Source organism: Shewanella fodinae (genome assembly GCF_014651955.1).
Classification (GTDB): Bacteria; Pseudomonadota; Gammaproteobacteria; order Enterobacterales; family Shewanellaceae; genus Shewanella; species Shewanella fodinae.
Genome location: NZ_BMXW01000037.1, coordinates 1 through 16,481, shown reverse-complemented (window position 1 = coordinate 16,481; position 16,481 = coordinate 1). Strand labels below are relative to the sequence as shown.

Here is a 16,481-nt window from a genome sequence, read left to right as displayed (position 1 = left end):
TACTGCGGCAGTGTGATTGCGGCTCACCGAGCCAGCGGAACAAACTAAAACAAGCTAGCTGGAGCGATGACTACCGTGAAAAAGTGTTCTTTGGTTAGAAATTGCTCAAAGTGTGCTCCGACCCTACAAGATATGGCTAGTGTATTTCTTTCTAAAGAAATCAAATAGATTAGTTTTTAGCTTTTTTTAATAAGAAGATTTCAACTGCCTATCTGTGAGATAAAGCAAATATTTGAAATTCTTAAAGTCTAAAATTTTATCTGTTGGATTATTTTTTATACAATTTAGTATATATCACATTTCTAATGGGACCAAATAATGTTCAGTGTTAACGAACTATATAGTCACACACCATGGCTAATTCCAGAGATCGAGGAAGAAGTTTTTGAATTTGTGAAAAAATATTCAAACAGAGTTCATTTAAAGTCGTCAGATATTATTTTTGGCCACCAAAATACTGGTGACATAAAAAATAAAGACAGTGTGATTCTTGTTGAAAAAGGTTTGTTATGCCAAGCAATCCATACAGATGATGTTAATAAACCTATGGCTATAACAATAATATTGCCAAAGCGAATGTTAAATTACTGCGGTTATCTTGGTATGGCTGTGACATCTGAAACAGTATATGCACTTAGAGAGTCTGACGTCTATGTTATTAGTATTAAAGTACTAGAACATCACTTAGAACAAAATTATAGAATAAAGGAAGCTATTAAAACTTACTGTGTGAAATGTATTGCATCAGATTACGAAACGTTTGCTTGTATGTTTACTAAAATGACAGAAAAAAGACTAGCTACTTTTTTTCTATCATTAGCGAGAAGTATAGGCGTTAAGGAAGATAATGAATTTTCTTATATTCCTATTAAATTATCATATCAAGAGTTGAGTTATTTAATGTATTCAACTACTAAGACAATCGAGCGAATAATGCCATTGTGGAAAAAAATGGGGATTATTATTTGTTGTTGTAACGGTGTCAAGTTGAACGTAAGAGAACTCAATATTTTGAAAAATAAATACAAGTGAACTTATTGTTAATTAACATTAAAGATTACTGGTGATTAAAATGAAAATCAAATTTGATTATATCAATTTTTGCGCATTGATTTTTCTCTCTCTTGCGTTAAATGCAAGTGCTGGAGATTTAAAATTGGTAGATGTGCATAAAAATGCAGGTGTTACATGTGTTAAATGCCATGACGCTATGCCTCCAAAATCTCCACCATCTCAAGAAAAGTGTGTGTCGTGTCATGGTGGAGCGGATAAAAGAAAGGAAATAAATTTACACGAAGGGGAAGATAGAAATATAAAAATGAATATTCACAAGCCTCATGTCGGTGAACTTAGATGTGGTGTTTGTCATTCGGTACATCAGGAATCTAAGTTGTACTGCAATGAAGATTGTCATCATAGATTTGATGTGAAAGTACCTTAAAAATTTATTACATCCCTTGTAAATAATTATGGCACTTTTATAAAAGGGCCGTTATACGGCTCTTTTATTTTCAAAAAACAATGGTGTTTAATATGAAAAATATTAAGTTAATATTTTGTTCACTTATTTATATTTCAAGTTTATCAGCAAACGCATCAGATTTCACTCTTGAGTCCGGAGTTATGGATTGGTCTCATAAGGCTGAAAAAGTTTTTGGTAAACAACGAAGTGAAAATGCGTTTGTTAAATTACACGGGTATAATGCAACAGACTTCGGTGATCTTTATGGAAATGTCCTAATTGAAGATCCTGATGATCAGGAAGAGATGGGGATAGAAGTTGTTCTCATTGGCCAAATAAATTTACCTGACTCTGATTTTAATGCTTATAGTCAGGTTTATGTTAAAAATGAACCTGACTGGTCTGAAACCATTGTGCTGCCAGGTGTTAGTTGGGATAAAGTTTTTGACAACGGGTTGTATTTTCAGTCTGCTTTAGCACTAAATTATGTAATTGCTGATTACCGCGGTTTAGGTATGAGCGGTTGGGAAAATGGTTACAATGGATTATATTTTACTTTAACTGCTTCAAAAGATTTTGATATCTTTGATAATAAATTTAGTGTGATGTGGAATCAGGAACAATACTTCTTTAGAGATGATATTTACACTGATATTACAGGTGAGCAACGATCCTTTGGTTTTAATGGCTGGCTTGTTTTAGATTGGCATGTGACGGAAAATTTTGGACTAGCTTTATCCTACCGATATAGTAATAACAATATGGGTGTTAAAGGTTATTCTGATGGTATTTTTTACTCATTAAAATATAAGTTTTAAATATTCTTGCGATATGAGGCACCTTATCATATCGCAAGCTTTATAATTTAACTGAAAATAATTTTAATATATTAAACTTTTTATACTTGAAATGGTAACAGAAAACAGTAATTTTGATAGTATTGAGGTGGTTTATTATATCTTAATAATGAAAAGTATAAATTGTATATGTAAATAGTAATCATGAGTAATAGATTGCAAACAAAAATATCATCTATGGTGATGCTATAATAAAACCCCACAGAATATAATTAACAATGTGGTTACTAATATCTTCCACTTAATGTTATTTCTTGTAAATATACGGATGACTGCCTAAAGAATATGCGATTCAGTCCTCGCCAAGTAACACAGGCATACATAACTCCATTAAAAATCTTATCTTTATTTTTTAATTTAAGACTTATTCACCTTATCTAAATATCAAAAACAATACTGCCGGGTGGCAGGAACGGCCAGTTAAGGCGTGTGGCGGTACCGTCACCTTGTTCAGCAAAAAAGTAGCCAGTCTGTGGGGTCACAAAAACCAGATTACCCCTTTTTAACCCCATTGCTTGCAACTGGTGGTGGGTAAATTTTGCTTCCCATAACTGTTCGCTACGCCAGCCGCGTGCTGCTAACTCCACCCGAACTTCCGCGCCAATGGGAGTAATGGAAACAATCTCAAACGGCAAATTCGCTTGGCTGTTGGGTTTATCGGATAACGCCAGTTCGTGGCTGCGCACATATACAGCACCGTTTTGCTGTAACTGTGGCTGTGCTGGTGGGACTAAAAATGCCGCGCCATTGCGCCAGTGTGATTGTTGCCATTCGGCCGCAAAAACATTGACGTTGCCAAGAAAATCAAACACAAATCGACTGTTTGGCTGCGCATACAACGCTGCCGGAGTATTAACCTGTTCTATGTGACCATTGCTCATCACTACCACTCGATCAGACAGTTCCAAGGCTTCGTCTTGATCATGGGTGACAAACACGCTGGTGAATTTCAGTTCGTCATGCAGGCTACGCAGCCAGCGGCGTAGTTCCTTACGGACTTTTGCATCCAACGCGCCAAAGGGTTCATCCAGCAGCAATACTTCTGGTTGGGTCGCCAGTGCACGCGCCAGTGCGATACGTTGTTTTTGTCCACCAGAGAGTTGCTCTGGATAACGTTGCTCCAGATGGCCGAGTTGCACTGTGTCTAATAGCTGCGATACCCGTTTATGGATCTCGGCAGCTGTTGGTCGCTGTTTACGTGGCATAACTTGCAGGCCAAACGCGACATTTTCAGCAACGGTCATATGACGAAATAGCGCGTAGTTCTGGAACACAAAACCCACATGACGTTCGCGCACATGGACTTGGGTGACATCCCGGTCACCAAAATAAAGTTGGCCACTATCCGCACCTTCCAGCCCGGCAATAATTCGCAGTAAGGTGGTTTTACCGGAACCTGATGGCCCCAGCAGACCGATCATTTCACCTTCTTCAATATCCAGATCAAGCGGCGAAAGTGCCTGAAATGGCCCAAATTTTTTAGAAATATTGCTAAGACGGATACTCATAATTGGCTTTGCTCATTATCGTTATTAGCGGATAAACTGCGTTGTTGCCGCCATTCAACAGCGGCTTTTAGCGCCAGCGTAAATAGGGCTATCAGTGCCAGTAAAGAGGCGCTGGCAAATGCTGCTTGTGCCTGATAATCCTCATACAGCAATTGCACATGCAAAGGTAAGGTATTGGTTTCACCGCGAATATTGCCTGATACCACTGCCACGGCACCAAACTCACCTACCGCTCTGGCATTAGTAAGAATTACTCCGTAAATCAGTGCCCATTTGATATTGGGTAAGGTCACGCGGCGGAACAGTTGCCACCAAGAGGCTCCGAGGATCACTGCTGCTTCTTCTTCTGCGGCCCCCTGTTGCTGCATTAAAGGGATGAGTTCGCGTGCGACAAACGGACAAGTGACAAAGATGGTCACTAACACGATTCCGGGCCAAGCAAACATCACTTGCAGATCATGTTCAAATAACCAGGCACCGAGCCAGCCACTGTTGCCGTACAGCAGCAGATAGAGTAAGCCGGCAACCACAGGCGATACCGCAAAGGGAATATCAATCAAGGTGATCAGTATTTTACGGCCTGGAAATTCAAAGCGGGTGACGCTCCATGCCAGCAGTACCCCAAACACTAAGTTTATCGGTACGGTCAGCGCTGCCACTATCAAGGTGAGGCCAATGGCGTGGAGAGCATCTGGTTGACTCAAATGCTGAATATACAGTTGCCAACCACCAGCAAAGGCTTGTTGAAAAATACTGGCTAGCGGCACCAGTAATAGTAAGCCACTCAATAATACGGCGAGGATGATTAGACTCCACTTAATGATGGGAGCATCACCAACTCTGGCGGGCTTAAATGGGTTCATGTGTGCTCCTTAACGCCCGCGAATACGTCGCAGATAACGCGCTTGCCAAAGGTTAATCAGCAGTAGCAACAGTAAGGAGGTCAACAGCACCACCGAGGCTATGGCGCTGGCGCCAGCAAAATCAAATTCCTGCAATTTCACAAAGATCATCAACGAGGTTATCTCACTGATATACGGCATATTGCCTGCGATAAAGATCACCGCCCCAAATTCACCGAGACTACGCGTAAAAGACAGCGCCGTCCCCACCAATAATGCTGGCCACAAGGATGGCAAAATGATGCGCCAAAATACTGCACGATCCGATGCCCCGAGGGTCATCCCCGCTTCTTCTTCATCATGAGACAGTTCTTCAAGCACCGGCTGCACAGTGCGCACCACAAATGGAATACTGGTAAACACCATGGCAACCACAATCCCCAATGGCGAATACGCCGCCTTGATGCCAAGATGTGCCAGTAAGCTGCCAATCTGACCATTTTCTGCGTACAGGGTTGCTAGCGTGATACCGGCAACGGCGGTCGGGAGTGCAAAGGGTAAGTCGACTAACGCATCCAATAATCGCTTACCTGGAAATTCATAGCGTACCAGCACCCATGCCAGCAACAGTCCAAACAGGCCATTAAAGATTGATGCGGCTAGTGCTGACAATAGGGTGACGCGATAACTGGCAACTACTCGCGGATCGGCAATCACTCCCCAATATTCAGACCAGCTCATCGCGCTGGTCTGCATGATCAGTCCGGTGGTTGGCAGTAACAGGATCAAACTGACAAACAGCAACGACACACCTAAACTGATGCTGAATCCCGGAAGAACCCGTTTATGGCGCAAGCGCCCATTAGTTAAAATCACTGAATTTGCCACCGCATATTAGGTTAATTGAGTTAACGCTGTGATTGATATGCCGAACACACAATATTGTGTCGTTTGATAACTCTGATTACTCGATTAGGCCAACAGACCCGGGACTCGCCCAGGTCTGGTTATTCAAGGTTGAACACCTGGATGTTTAGCGCTTTAACAGCTGATCAAGCTTAGCACCATTGGCAAACTGGGTTTTCATGGCGTTATCCCAGCCACCGATGATTTGCTCAACCGTCAGCAGGTCAACTTCGGGAAATTTGTCCGCAAACTCGGCTTTTACCTTGGCATCGTGTACCCGGTAGTTAAAGCCAGCCAATAGCCGTTGGGCATCTTCGCTGTATAGATATTTAAGATACTCGGTTGCCAAATCAAGTGTGCCATTACGTTTGGCATTTTTCTCAACCACGGCCACTGGGAATTCAGCCAAAATCGAGGTTTTTGGTACGACGACTTGGTAATCATCGCTGCCATATTGCTGGCGAATGTTGTTCACTTCAGATTCAAAGGTAATAAGTACATCGCCAATTCCGCGTTCAACAAATGAGGTTGTGGCACCACGGCCGCCAGTATCAAATACCGCTACATTGGCGAGGAATTTTTTCAGAAAACTATCGAGGTCTGCTTGGTCATCCTTACCGTAGATTTTCTGGGCGTAACCCAAGGCGGCTAAATAGGTATAGCGTGCATTGCCTGAGGTTTTAGGATTGGGAAACACCAGTTTCACATCATCCTTGGCTAAGTCGCCCCAATCGCTGATCTGCTTTGGATTACCCTTTCGTACCAGAAATGCAATGGTGGAATAGTAAGGCGAACTGGAATTAGGCAGGAGTTGTTGCCAGTTGGCCGGGATCAACTTGCCGCGATCGGCCAAAATTTGCACATCAGTGACCTGATTAAAGGTGACCACATCGGCAGGTAACCCTTGCAGAATCGAACGGGCTTGCGCGGACGACCCAGCATGAGACTGTTTGATCTCAACGGTTTTACCTGTCTGTTCCTGCCAATGTTTGGCAAATACTGGGTTATAGGCACTAAATAATTCCCGAGCGATATCATATGAGGAGTTCAGCAGCGTTTGATCTGCCGCCGCCACATTGAGTGAGGTTCCTAAAAATAGGGTGCCCAACAGGGTCTTAAGTAATTTTACTGGCATTTTTACTCCTTAATTCAGAAACCGTGTCAGTGAGATGGCCCTTAGATTAATAGATGTTAATTTTTATAAGAAGGTATCTATATAGAAGTTTTTGGAATAACTATGAGCGATTTATTGTATGCTGCTGTGGCGATTCGTTGTGTTTTGCGACAGTAAGGTTCATAGAATATGGCATCGTTTAGTTAGGTTTAATGAAGAAAAGGGCTTATATCGTGTCTGATTTTCCCACTATTGAAAGCTGTATCGGGCAAACACCATTGGTACGTTTACAACGGTTGGACTGTGGTTCCTCTACCGTGTTACTGAAACTAGAAGGCAATAATCCGGCGGGGTCGGTAAAGGATCGGGCGGCACTGAATATGATTGTGCAGGCCGAGCAACGGCAAGAGATCCATCCTGGTGATACTTTGATTGAAGCCACCAGCGGCAATACCGGCATTGCGCTGGCAATGGCGGCCGCCATCAAAGGCTACAAGATGATTTTAATCATGCCTAAAGATGCCACTCAGGAGCGCAAGGACTCAATGCAGGCTTATGGCGCTGAATTGCTGCTGGTGGACAATATGGAACAAGCGCGCGACTTAGCATTGACTATGCAGGCCGAAGCAAAAGGCAAAGTGTTGGATCAATTCAATAACCCGGATAACGCCAATGCCCATTTTATGACTACCGGGCCGGAGATCTGGCAGCAGACCCATGGCAAGGTGACACATTTTGTCTCCAGCATGGGCACGACTGGCACCATCATGGGCGTGTCGCGTTACCTGAAAGTGCGCAATCCAAAAATTACGGTAGTTGGGTTGCAGCCGGCATCCGGCAGCTCAATTCCTGGTATCCGCCGTTGGCCACAAGAATATCTACCGGGGATTTTTGATGCTTCGCGCGTGGATCTGTTGATGGATATTACAGAACAAGATGCCAAAGCGATGGCGAGAACCTTGGCGCGGGAAGAAGGCATTTGTGCTGGCGTCAGCTCTGGTGGTGCAGTGTTTGCGGCTTTGGCTATTGCCCGACAGCAACCAGGATCTGTGGTGGTGGCTATCGTTTGCGATCGGGGCGACCGTTATCTCTCTTCGGGGCTTTTTTCTTAGTGTTTAAAAACTGAGGAGCGATGAATCCAACCATGCTTAACGATGCTGACTTATCCGATTTTTTAGCGAAGCCTCCAGCAGTTGTTCATCATCAGTTATTGCACATTTAAAACCAAACCCCAGATTTTCAGCATCAGGGTTAAGTTGTGTCGGCGTTTTTACCACGCGATAACAGGTGTCACCTTGCTTAACAATACGGTTGGGATCGAGCGGCGAGTCGAGTGAACCGTTGTGTTTGTCCATTGAGAGCGTTGGCAATACTAGCGCCGCAGGCTCAGGTGTCATCACGCTCAGTGTTTTGGGTGCGGTTTGTTGTCTGGCGTGCTCTGTTGCTATTTGATTTAACGTCTCTGATTGTTGTTGCTGCAGATAACGAGCGGTGATGTTTCGTATATCAGAGGTTTTTACCGCTGTTGTTTCTGGTGGATTAGCGGTTGCCGAAGCGTTCGGTGTTTCCTGCTCTGTAGCGCTGATGGTGGTTTTTGCGGTGGAGTTGTCGTTGCGTGGCTGCGGTGGTTTTTCTGCCGCTTGGCGTACGTTGAGGCGCTGAGTCGTCGACAAGGTTTTCACTGTGCTGCTAGTTGTAGCTTGCGGTGTTGATGCGACGATGTTTTTAGCTGGTGCTTGATACAAAAATGCGTGAATTGGCGTTGGTGTGGCGATAAGAGTGGGTATCAGCGTTGATGGTGTTGTTGGGTAAGAAAAGTATGCCGTTATCACCATATGGAATAGCGCGACAGGAAGCAGATAACGCCACAATGGCCTGGCGTTAAGTTTTTGTTGATGATCAATTAATACCTGTGGTTGGAAAACCATGCAATCCTTGCAAAAGTTATCTATATCAACGTGTTATTTTGAACTATAGAATGCGCAAAAGTTCAGCTAGCATTGGCTGCTATTGGCTCCTTGTGGTTAAGTTTTCTATAGACTTCCTCGCTAAACTGTATGTTGTGGTTAACGTGTTCAAGGCATCATTCGGTAGTTTGCAAGTCCTGATAACGGTTCTCCTTTGACTATTTTATCCACGCTGTTTTCATAGCTGTTTGGTTACCGCGTGGCAGAAGGTTTAGTTTCCTAGCGAGGGATAGGTTACGAAAAGGCTCTGTCTATCAACGACAAATGTGAGACGACCAGTATTTGCAGGCGCAAGATGTGTTTATTTTCAGTTAAGCAGATAGCATCAACTTAGCGCATCAACTTAGCATAGTTATCATCGAAAAATTTCATCGTGCTAATATCACTGCATTTTTAATTAAGGAGTTGTGAATATTTCTTCAACTCATTCAATATGTTGTATTTGTAGTTACCAACATGAATGGGGGCAGGATATCGTCTGTATTGAGTAAGGAGACAACGTTCGGTTTAACCACTTAACCATTGTGTGTTCAGAATATTTTTGTGATAATCTTCACGTTTATCGAACTGTGCGGACAAAACTCACATTTTGTTTGTGGGCTTAAGTGGCGTAAGTCAATTGTCGGGCTAACCTTTGTTGTCGGATATCACCGTTGAATTTGGGCTTGTATGTCTGTTTTCAAAGGAGTTTTCCGTTAAACCTGTGATAGCAGTGTCGGGAAGTTAAGTAATCAGTATTTTCTCGAACTGGGGTTTGGTTTTTCGCTACTATCCAAAGGTTTGATTTATACAGATTGGTTCTGGCGTCTATTATATCGTCGCCGCAAGCTCTCGGTCCGGTATCAATAGCGTTGTTCACGCTGCTGCCTTTCTGGCAGTGGATGTTATCAACCTCTGTCGTTAGAGGAGGGTTCTTTGTGTTTATTCGTAGCCTAAGTAAAGTCGCTTTGGCCGCCATGGTGTTATTCCTGGCTGGCTGTGAGGGGGGCGTGCTCGACCCGAAAGGTCATGTGGGGTTGCAGGAGAAAAATCTGATTATCGTCGCTACCGTACTAATGTTGTTGGTAGTCGTTCCGGTAATCTTTATGACCCTGTTCTTTGCATGGAAATACCGTGAAGGTCGCGACGAACTCTATATGCCCAAATGGGCGCACTCAAACAAAATCGAAACTATTGTTTGGATAGTTCCGATTATCATCATTGTTATTCTGGGGACTATTACCTGGAAAACTACTCATGAGTTGGATCCCTATCGTCCATTGGATCATGAACGTGATCATCTGACGGTGGAAGTGGTTTCTCTCAACTGGAAGTGGCTATTTATTTATCCTGAACAGGGGATCGCCACTGTCAATGAGTTAGTGTTTCCGAAAGATGTTCCGGTGCAATTCAAGATTACATCTGATTCGACGATGAACTCGTTCTTTATCCCCCAGTTGGGTAGCCAGATCTATTCTATGGCCGGGATGGAAACTAAGTTGCACCTGATTGCTAACGAAGCAGGTACTTTTGATGGTATGTCTGCCAACTACAGTGGTGCAGGCTTTACTGGCATGAAGTTCAAGGCTACGGCAACACCAACGGATGCTGATTTTAATAATTGGGTAGCGTCTGTTAAATCCAATAACGCTGTGCTGAATTCTCAGAGCTATGACGAGTTGGCTAAACCCAGCGAAAATAACCCAGTGCAATATTACGGGGCTGTTCAAGACGGTCTGTTCCATCAGATTGTGATGAAATATATGCAGCACTATAACGATTGGGGCAAGGGCGGTAACGAGCATGGCGAACACCAAGGGCACGGCAGTACTGAAGCTGCAGAGCCTAGTATGCATATTATGCATCATGATTCGTCATCAGCTGTTGAACACGCCAAAGCCAATGGGGAGGCGTAGGAGTCGACATGTCTTTATTAGGTAAACTCTCTCTTGATGCGGTTCCTTACCATGAACCCATTATTATGGTTACACTCGCAGCGATTGCTGTGGGTGGGCTGGCACTGCTAGCCATCTTAACCAAGTACAAAGCCTGGGGAATGCTCTGGAATAACTGGATCACCTCAGTGGATCATAAACGACTGGGGATCATGTACATCGTTGTGGCGATGATCATGTTAGTCCGTGGTTTCGCTGATGCCATCATGATGCGAACCCAATTAGCCCTAGCGACTAATGGTGCAACAGGTTATCTGCCACCAGAACATTATGACCAGATCTTCAGTGCTCACGGTGTCATCATGATCATCTTCATGGCGATGCCATTTATGATCGGTTTGATGAATATTGTTGTGCCATTGCAGATTGGCGCACGTGACGTGGCCTTCCCGTTCCTGAATAACCTCAGTTTCTGGTTAACTGCATCTGGTGCGGTGTTAATCAATATCTCTTTAGGGGTTGGTGAATTCGCTCGTACCGGTTGGGTAGCGTATCCACCACTGTCGGAACTGACATATAGTCCGGGGGTTGGGGTTGATTATTACATCTGGGCGTTGCAGATATCGGGGCTAGGTACCTTGCTCACGGGCGTGAACTTCTTGGTAACTGTATTTAAGATGCGCGCTCCTGGTATGAAGTTGATGCAGATACCGGTGTTTACCTGGGCTTGTACCTGGGCCAACATCCTGATTGTGGCTTCATTCCCCATTCTGACCGCTACCCTTGGCTTGCTGACATTGGATCGTTATCTGGATTTCCACTTCTTTACAAATGAAGCGGGTGGTAACGCCATGATGTACATCAACCTGTTCTGGGCTTGGGGACATCCAGAGGTATATATTCTGGTGCTGCCAGCGTTTGGGATTTTCTCTGAGATTGTGGCGACCTTCAGTTCTAAGAAACTGTTTGGTTACACCTCAATGATTATGGCCAACGGCGCGATCTCTATCCTTGGTTTTATCGTATGGTTGCATCACTTCTTTACCATGGGTTCCGGCGCTAACGTTAATGCTTTCTTTGGCGTTATGACGATGATTATCGCGGTGCCAACCGGTGTGAAGCTGTTCAACTGGATCTTCACTATGTTCCGCGGCAAGGTGCGTATCACTGTACCCATGTTGTGGACCTTGGGCGCGATGACCACCTTTACCATTGGTGGTATGACCGGGGTGCTGCTGGCAGTACCTGGTGCCGACTTTGTATTGCATAACAGTCTGTTCCTGATTGCTCACTTCCATAACACCATTATTGGTGGCGCGGTATTTGGTTACCTGGCTGGGTTCTCATACTGGTTCCCGAAAGCAACCGGCTTCAAACTCAATGCTAAATATGGTAAAGCGGCTTTCTGGTGTTGGCAGATAGGTTTCTATGTTGCCTTTATGCCGCTGTATGTCCTAGGCTTCCTCGGTATGACTCGTCGTCTGAATCATACTGATAATCCTGATTGGAACATCTGGTTGTATATCGCTTGCGTAGGTGCCTTTATCATCCTGCTGGGCATTATCTTCCAGTTCACTCAGTTGTACGTTTCTATCCGTGATCGGAAGCAGAATCTGGATACTACCGGTGATCCATGGGGTGCTCGTACCCTGGAATGGTCAACAGCATCACCACCACAGTTCTATAACTTCGCCAAAACACCTGAAGTGCATAGCATTGATGCTTTCATGGAAGCGAAGGAAAACGGTACTGCTTACGCTAAACAGGCTGAGTACGCACCAATTCATATGCCGAAAAATACCTCTGCTGGCGTATTGATGGGCGCAGCGCTAACTGTCATGGGCTTTGCCTTGATATGGCATATCTGGTGGTTAGCTATCGTAGGATTTGTCGGCACTATCGGCATCTTCATTGTCCGGGCTTATAACACCGATGTGGACTATTACGTACAGCCTGATGAAGTAAAACGTATTGAAGAAGCCCATCTGAAAAATGTTGCGGAGGTTGCAGCATGAGCACCCTGAGTCACACTATGGATGCCGGCGCACACGACGAGCATCATCACGATACTGGTAAGGTCACGCTATTTGGTTTCTGGCTTTACTTGATGACAGACTGTTTGTTGTTTGCGTCTGTCTTTGCCACCTATGCTGTGTTGTATATGAACACTGCCGGTGGAGTATCTGGTCACGATATTTTTGAGCTTGATTATGTTGCGGTAGAAACCGCAGCGCTGTTGCTCAGTAGTATCACTTATGGCTTTGCCATGCTGGCAGCACATAAGAAAAACGTATCAGGCACGCTAGGCTGGTTGGTGATTACATTTATCTTCGGTGCGGTGTTTATCGGCATGGAGATCAACGAATTCCACCACTTGATTGCCCAAGGTAATGGTCCTGATCGTAGTGCGTTTTTATCCGCATTTTTTGCGCTGGTGGGGATGCATGGTCTGCACGTGACCGCCGGTTTGATCTGGATGGCTATCATGATGCTGGAAGTGATCAAACGTGGTTTAGGTAATCGTACCCTGACCCGTTTGGGATGCCTGAGCATGTTCTGGCACTTCCTAGATGTTATCTGGATCTGTGTGTTTACTGTTGTGTACCTGATGGGGGTAATCTAATGAGTGATATGGCTAATCAAGCGGCTCATGATGACGGCCACGGCAGTGCTAAGTCCTATCTGATTGGATTTGTGCTGTCGATTATCCTGACAGCTATCCCATTCTGGGCGGTCATGACTCACCAGTTAAGCAAACCTGCGACTGTTGTGTTGGTTGTGGTTATGGCGGTTGTGCAGATAATCGTGCATTTGAAATACTTTCTACATCTGGATTTCACGCCACATGGCAAGGAAAATGCGATTGCATTTATCTTCTCGGCTGTGATTATTGGGTTAGTGGTTGGATTATCTATTTGGATTATCTACAGCGCTAATGCCTTAATGATGTACATGTGAGTAATGGCGCCATGATAAAACCCTATCTCAACGTCACTAAGCCCGGCATCATCATCGGTAATCTGATCTCGGTTGCTGGAGGATTTTTTCTTGCCTCCCGTGGACATATAGACTGGTTCTTGATGTTAGCAGCTGTTGTCGGCTTATCTTTGGTTGTTGCTTCTGGCTGTGCCATCAACAACTGCATAGATCGTGATATTGACGCCAAGATGAAACGTACCCGTAACCGAGTCACGGTGACGGGCGAATTGTCTGCATCCAAAGCGTTTTGGTTCGGTGTGCTGTTGGGATGTGTTGGGTTTGCCGTGCTTGCAACCTGCACTAACGCTATGGCGACCTTATTTGCAGCTATCGGCTTCGTTGTCTATGTTGGCTTTTATAGCCTGTATATGAAGCGTAAGTCGGTTTATGGAACTATGGTCGGAAGTCTCTCTGGCGCAGTTCCTCCTGTGGTAGGGTATTGTGCGGTTGCAGGCCAGTTTGATGCGGGTGCTGCGATATTGTTGCTGATGTTTTGTCTGTGGCAGATGCCGCATTCATATGCCATCGCTATTTTTCGCTACGATGACTATAAAGCTGCAAATATTCCAGTATTGCCGGTAGCACAGGGTATCGCCAAAGCGAAGCTGCATATTGTGCTTTACATTGCGGTGTTCAGTATTGTGACGGCATTGCTGCCTCTGAGTGGTTATACCGGAACGGCGTTTATGATAGTGGCCTGTTCTACCAGTTTATGGTGGCTGGCAATGGCCTTGCGGGGCTATCGTAGCGATGTTGATGTTAATGGTTGGGCACGTCAGGTGTTTGCTTTTTCCATTTTTACCATCACCGCACTGAGTATCACCATGGCGCTTGATTTCAGAATGGTTACACCACAACTATTTGTGCAGTTGTGAAGCTAACCGCAAGTAAAAAGCCTGGTCATCGCTACCAGGCTTTCTTGTTTTTGTTGACTTTATACTACATGGCAACTGCTGGATGCTTTGCTTCCCACTTCTTCCAGATCTTGTCGTGAAAGTAAAACACCACGGTATTGATGCTGGGTTCAATTAAAGCGACAGCACCGCCGACTAACACGCTACCTGTCAAAAGATAGGTAATTGTGAATGCCACACTGAAATGCAACACCGCAAAAGTTAATGTCTTGATCATCATTCCACCCCATCTAACACGTATGATTTAATGATAATGGTTATCATTTATAAGTAAAGTGGAGGGAATCGATTATTCTAAACGACATTTCGTTTCCTATTTCAGTAATACCAAGGGAATGCCGAAAAGTCCTGATCGCGTTTTTCCAGAAAAGCATCGCGCCCTTCCTGTGCCTCGGCTGTGCCATAGGCAAGTCGAGTTGCTTCCCCGGCAAATAACTGCTGTCCCACTAAGCCATCATCAGGCAGGTTAAATCCATATTTAAGCATGCGCATCGCGGTTGGACTCTTAGAGTTGATTTCCTTAGCCCAACGCAACGCTTCCCGCTCCAACTCAGCGTGAGGTACTGATCTGTTGACCATCCCCATGGCAAAGGCTTCATCGGCGCTGTAATTGAAGCCACAGAAGAAAATCTCCCGTGCTCGCTTTTGTCCAATCATTTTTGCTAAGTAAGCACTGCCATAACCGGAATCAAAGCTGGCAACATCGGGATCTGTTTGCTTAAAAATGGCGTGTTCTTTAGATGCCAGTGTTAAATCGCACACTACGTGCAAACTATGACCACCGCCAACCGCCCAGCCAGGCACTACCGCTATCACCACTTTGGGCATAAAACGGATTAGACGCTGCACCTCAAGAATATGCAATCTACCCATGCGAGCTAAGTCAGCTTTTCCTGTTTCCACGCCCTCGTACTTATAACCATCCTTGCCACGAATACGTTGATCTCCACCGGAGGAAAAGGCCCATTGACCTTTTGCTGACGGGCCATTGCCAGTCAGTAACACACAACCTACATCAGACCATTGGCGCGCATGATCTAGGGCTGTATAAAGCTCATCAACGGTTTTGGGACGAAAGGCATTCAGGCAATCGGGTCGGTTAATAGCGATACGAACCGTACCCTGTTCCTTAGCTCTGTGATAAGTCACATCTTCAAAATCAAAACCTGGGACCTGTTCCCAAAGCTCGGCGTCAAAGATATCAGATACAAATTGCGACATAGTTGCGGCCCTTAGATAAAAAGAAAGTGACTCAAAGTCACTATTGGTTATGAATAAATGATTAGAAGTTATCGCAGATAAAAAACAGGTTATCTTTGCTAAAAACCGGATGAGAAACCACATTTCCTTTACAGTAGTGATCTTTAAAATCGGCGAATGTGTCAGGGGTCTGCAGTACCCGATTCAATTCCTGTAGCTCTGGGTCAGATAACCGTTCAGCAAGAGAAGACCTTAGTTTAGTGCGCTTCTGATCAATACGTATGATCTGCGTACCGGTCATGGCATCAAGCTTGCGCTCGACTTTATTCAACAGTGCTTCTGTTTGGGCAATGGGTTGATCTAGCTTGTCTGTCTTAGTCGCTAGGTAATAGATAACCGCTGCCAATACCGCCAAAATAATCCATCCTCTCATAGTGCTTTCTTCATCTATTTCTGCGTGAGATAAGTCATCTTACTTCAAGCTTGCGGCAACAAATAGTGTAGAAATCCATATCAACATCCAAATACTGACCCAAAAAATATTAAAATTTACAGGAAAAAAATTGGCCAAGGCCTACACTGAATAAACGGATGTTCAGCGTTATTCCCTACAAAAGCTGGTCATTAGCCGCTTTTTTGCACCCAAACTATTTAACTTTTAAGCGGTTGGATGGTTTCTTGAACAAACGAAAAAAAACTTCGATTTAGCTCTTGCGCAAACAAGCTGGGGGCCTATAATGCGCACCCACTGACACGGCAACAGCGAAGCGCTGGCGGTGTTGCAGGCAAGGCAGCGAAGCTGAATTGTCTGGGCGAAAAAAGATTGGCGCAAGCCACTTGACGCCAAGTTGGGGTGGT

At 44.6% G+C, this 16,481-nt stretch carries 17 protein-coding genes; 9 read left to right on the top strand and 8 right to left on the bottom strand.

Annotated elements, in window-relative coordinates:
- Nucleotides 1-318 precede the first annotated feature (318 nt).
- From IE064_RS17930 to IE064_RS17920, 3 genes are all read left to right on the top strand, one after another.
- Entirely contained in the window at nt 319-1,032 is a 714-nt protein-coding gene (locus tag IE064_RS17930) for a Crp/Fnr family transcriptional regulator (protein ID WP_189619031.1), read from the top strand.
- A gap of 40 nt (nt 1,033-1,072) precedes the next feature.
- Nucleotides 1,073-1,441, top strand: a complete 369-nt coding sequence (locus IE064_RS17925; protein ID WP_189619030.1) for a cytochrome c3 family protein — start codon at nt 1,073-1,075, stop codon at nt 1,439-1,441.
- A gap of 92 nt (nt 1,442-1,533) precedes the next feature.
- Nucleotides 1,534-2,280, top strand: a complete 747-nt coding sequence (locus IE064_RS17920) for an outer membrane protein OmpK (RefSeq protein ID WP_189619029.1) — start codon at nt 1,534-1,536, stop codon at nt 2,278-2,280.
- 416 nt (nt 2,281-2,696) lie between these two features.
- Here the strand turns inward: IE064_RS17920 and IE064_RS17915 are convergent, their stop codons facing one another.
- The 4 genes from IE064_RS17915 to cysP form a co-directional block, all read right to left on the bottom strand.
- Entirely contained in the window at nt 2,697-3,827 is a 1,131-nt protein-coding gene (locus IE064_RS17915; RefSeq protein ID WP_189619028.1) for a sulfate/molybdate ABC transporter ATP-binding protein, read from the bottom strand.
- Nucleotides 3,824-4,690 carry a sulfate ABC transporter permease subunit CysW gene (gene cysW, locus IE064_RS17910; RefSeq protein ID WP_189619027.1) on the bottom strand — a complete coding sequence of 289 codons (867 nt, stop codon included), beginning with the start codon at nt 4,688-4,690 and terminating at the stop codon, nt 3,824-3,826. The genes IE064_RS17915 and cysW overlap by 4 nt, the downstream gene beginning before the upstream one ends.
- 9 nt (nt 4,691-4,699) lie before the next feature.
- The gene (gene cysT, locus IE064_RS17905) at nt 4,700-5,545 is read right to left on the bottom strand and encodes a sulfate ABC transporter permease subunit CysT (protein ID WP_189619026.1); all 846 of its coding nucleotides are present in this window, start codon (nt 5,543-5,545) and stop codon (nt 4,700-4,702) included.
- Nucleotides 5,546-5,702: 157 nt separating this feature from the next.
- Entirely contained in the window at nt 5,703-6,710 is a 1,008-nt protein-coding gene (cysP, locus tag IE064_RS17900) for a thiosulfate ABC transporter substrate-binding protein CysP (protein ID WP_189619025.1), read from the bottom strand.
- A gap of 212 nt (nt 6,711-6,922) precedes the next feature.
- Between cysP and cysM the strand changes: the two genes are divergently transcribed.
- Entirely contained in the window at nt 6,923-7,801 is an 879-nt protein-coding gene (gene cysM, locus IE064_RS17895; protein ID WP_189619024.1) for a cysteine synthase CysM, read from the top strand.
- A gap of 36 nt (nt 7,802-7,837) precedes the next feature.
- Here the strand turns inward: cysM and IE064_RS17890 are convergent, their stop codons facing one another.
- Nucleotides 7,838-8,617, bottom strand: coding sequence for a hypothetical protein (locus IE064_RS17890; RefSeq protein WP_189619023.1), 780 nt, complete (start codon nt 8,615-8,617; stop codon nt 7,838-7,840).
- 956 nt (nt 8,618-9,573) lie between these two features.
- On the opposite strand from IE064_RS17890, the gene cyoA reads away from it, so the two are divergent.
- Genes cyoA through cyoE form a run of 5 tightly spaced genes read left to right on the top strand, consistent with a single transcriptional unit; the run spans nt 9,574 to nt 14,384 of the window.
- Complete coding sequence (gene cyoA, locus IE064_RS17885) at nt 9,574-10,551, top strand: ubiquinol oxidase subunit II (protein WP_189619022.1); 978 nt, start codon at nt 9,574-9,576, stop codon at nt 10,549-10,551.
- Between the two features lie 8 nt (nt 10,552-10,559).
- Entirely contained in the window at nt 10,560-12,545 is a 1,986-nt protein-coding gene (gene cyoB, locus IE064_RS17880; RefSeq protein ID WP_189619021.1) for a cytochrome o ubiquinol oxidase subunit I, read from the top strand.
- Nucleotides 12,542-13,153, top strand: a complete 612-nt coding sequence (cyoC, locus tag IE064_RS17875) for a cytochrome o ubiquinol oxidase subunit III (protein ID WP_133040634.1) — start codon at nt 12,542-12,544, stop codon at nt 13,151-13,153. The genes cyoB and cyoC overlap by 4 nt, the downstream gene beginning before the upstream one ends.
- Nucleotides 13,153-13,488, top strand: a complete 336-nt coding sequence (cyoD, locus tag IE064_RS17870) for a cytochrome o ubiquinol oxidase subunit IV (RefSeq protein WP_207571821.1) — start codon at nt 13,153-13,155, stop codon at nt 13,486-13,488. The genes cyoC and cyoD overlap by 1 nt, the downstream gene beginning before the upstream one ends.
- 11 nt (nt 13,489-13,499) lie before the next feature.
- Nucleotides 13,500-14,384 carry a heme o synthase gene (cyoE, locus tag IE064_RS17865; protein ID WP_133040635.1) on the top strand — a complete coding sequence of 295 codons (885 nt, stop codon included), beginning with the start codon at nt 13,500-13,502 and terminating at the stop codon, nt 14,382-14,384.
- Between the two features lie 64 nt (nt 14,385-14,448).
- Here cyoE and IE064_RS17860 read toward each other — a convergent pair whose 3' ends face one another.
- The 3 genes from IE064_RS17860 to IE064_RS17850 all read right to left on the bottom strand — a co-directional run bounded on the left by IE064_RS17860 (nt 14,449) and on the right by IE064_RS17850 (nt 16,056).
- Nucleotides 14,449-14,640, bottom strand: a complete 192-nt coding sequence (locus IE064_RS17860) for a DUF2061 domain-containing protein (protein ID WP_133040740.1) — start codon at nt 14,638-14,640, stop codon at nt 14,449-14,451.
- Between the two features lie 101 nt (nt 14,641-14,741).
- Nucleotides 14,742-15,644: a 1,4-dihydroxy-2-naphthoyl-CoA synthase gene (locus IE064_RS17855; RefSeq protein WP_189619020.1), complete on the bottom strand. Its 903-nt coding sequence runs from the start codon at nt 15,642-15,644 to the stop codon at nt 14,742-14,744.
- Nucleotides 15,645-15,705: 61 nt separating this feature from the next.
- Nucleotides 15,706-16,056, bottom strand: coding sequence for a hypothetical protein (locus tag IE064_RS17850; protein ID WP_189619019.1), 351 nt, complete (start codon nt 16,054-16,056; stop codon nt 15,706-15,708).
- Nucleotides 16,057-16,481: the final 425 nt, after the last annotated feature.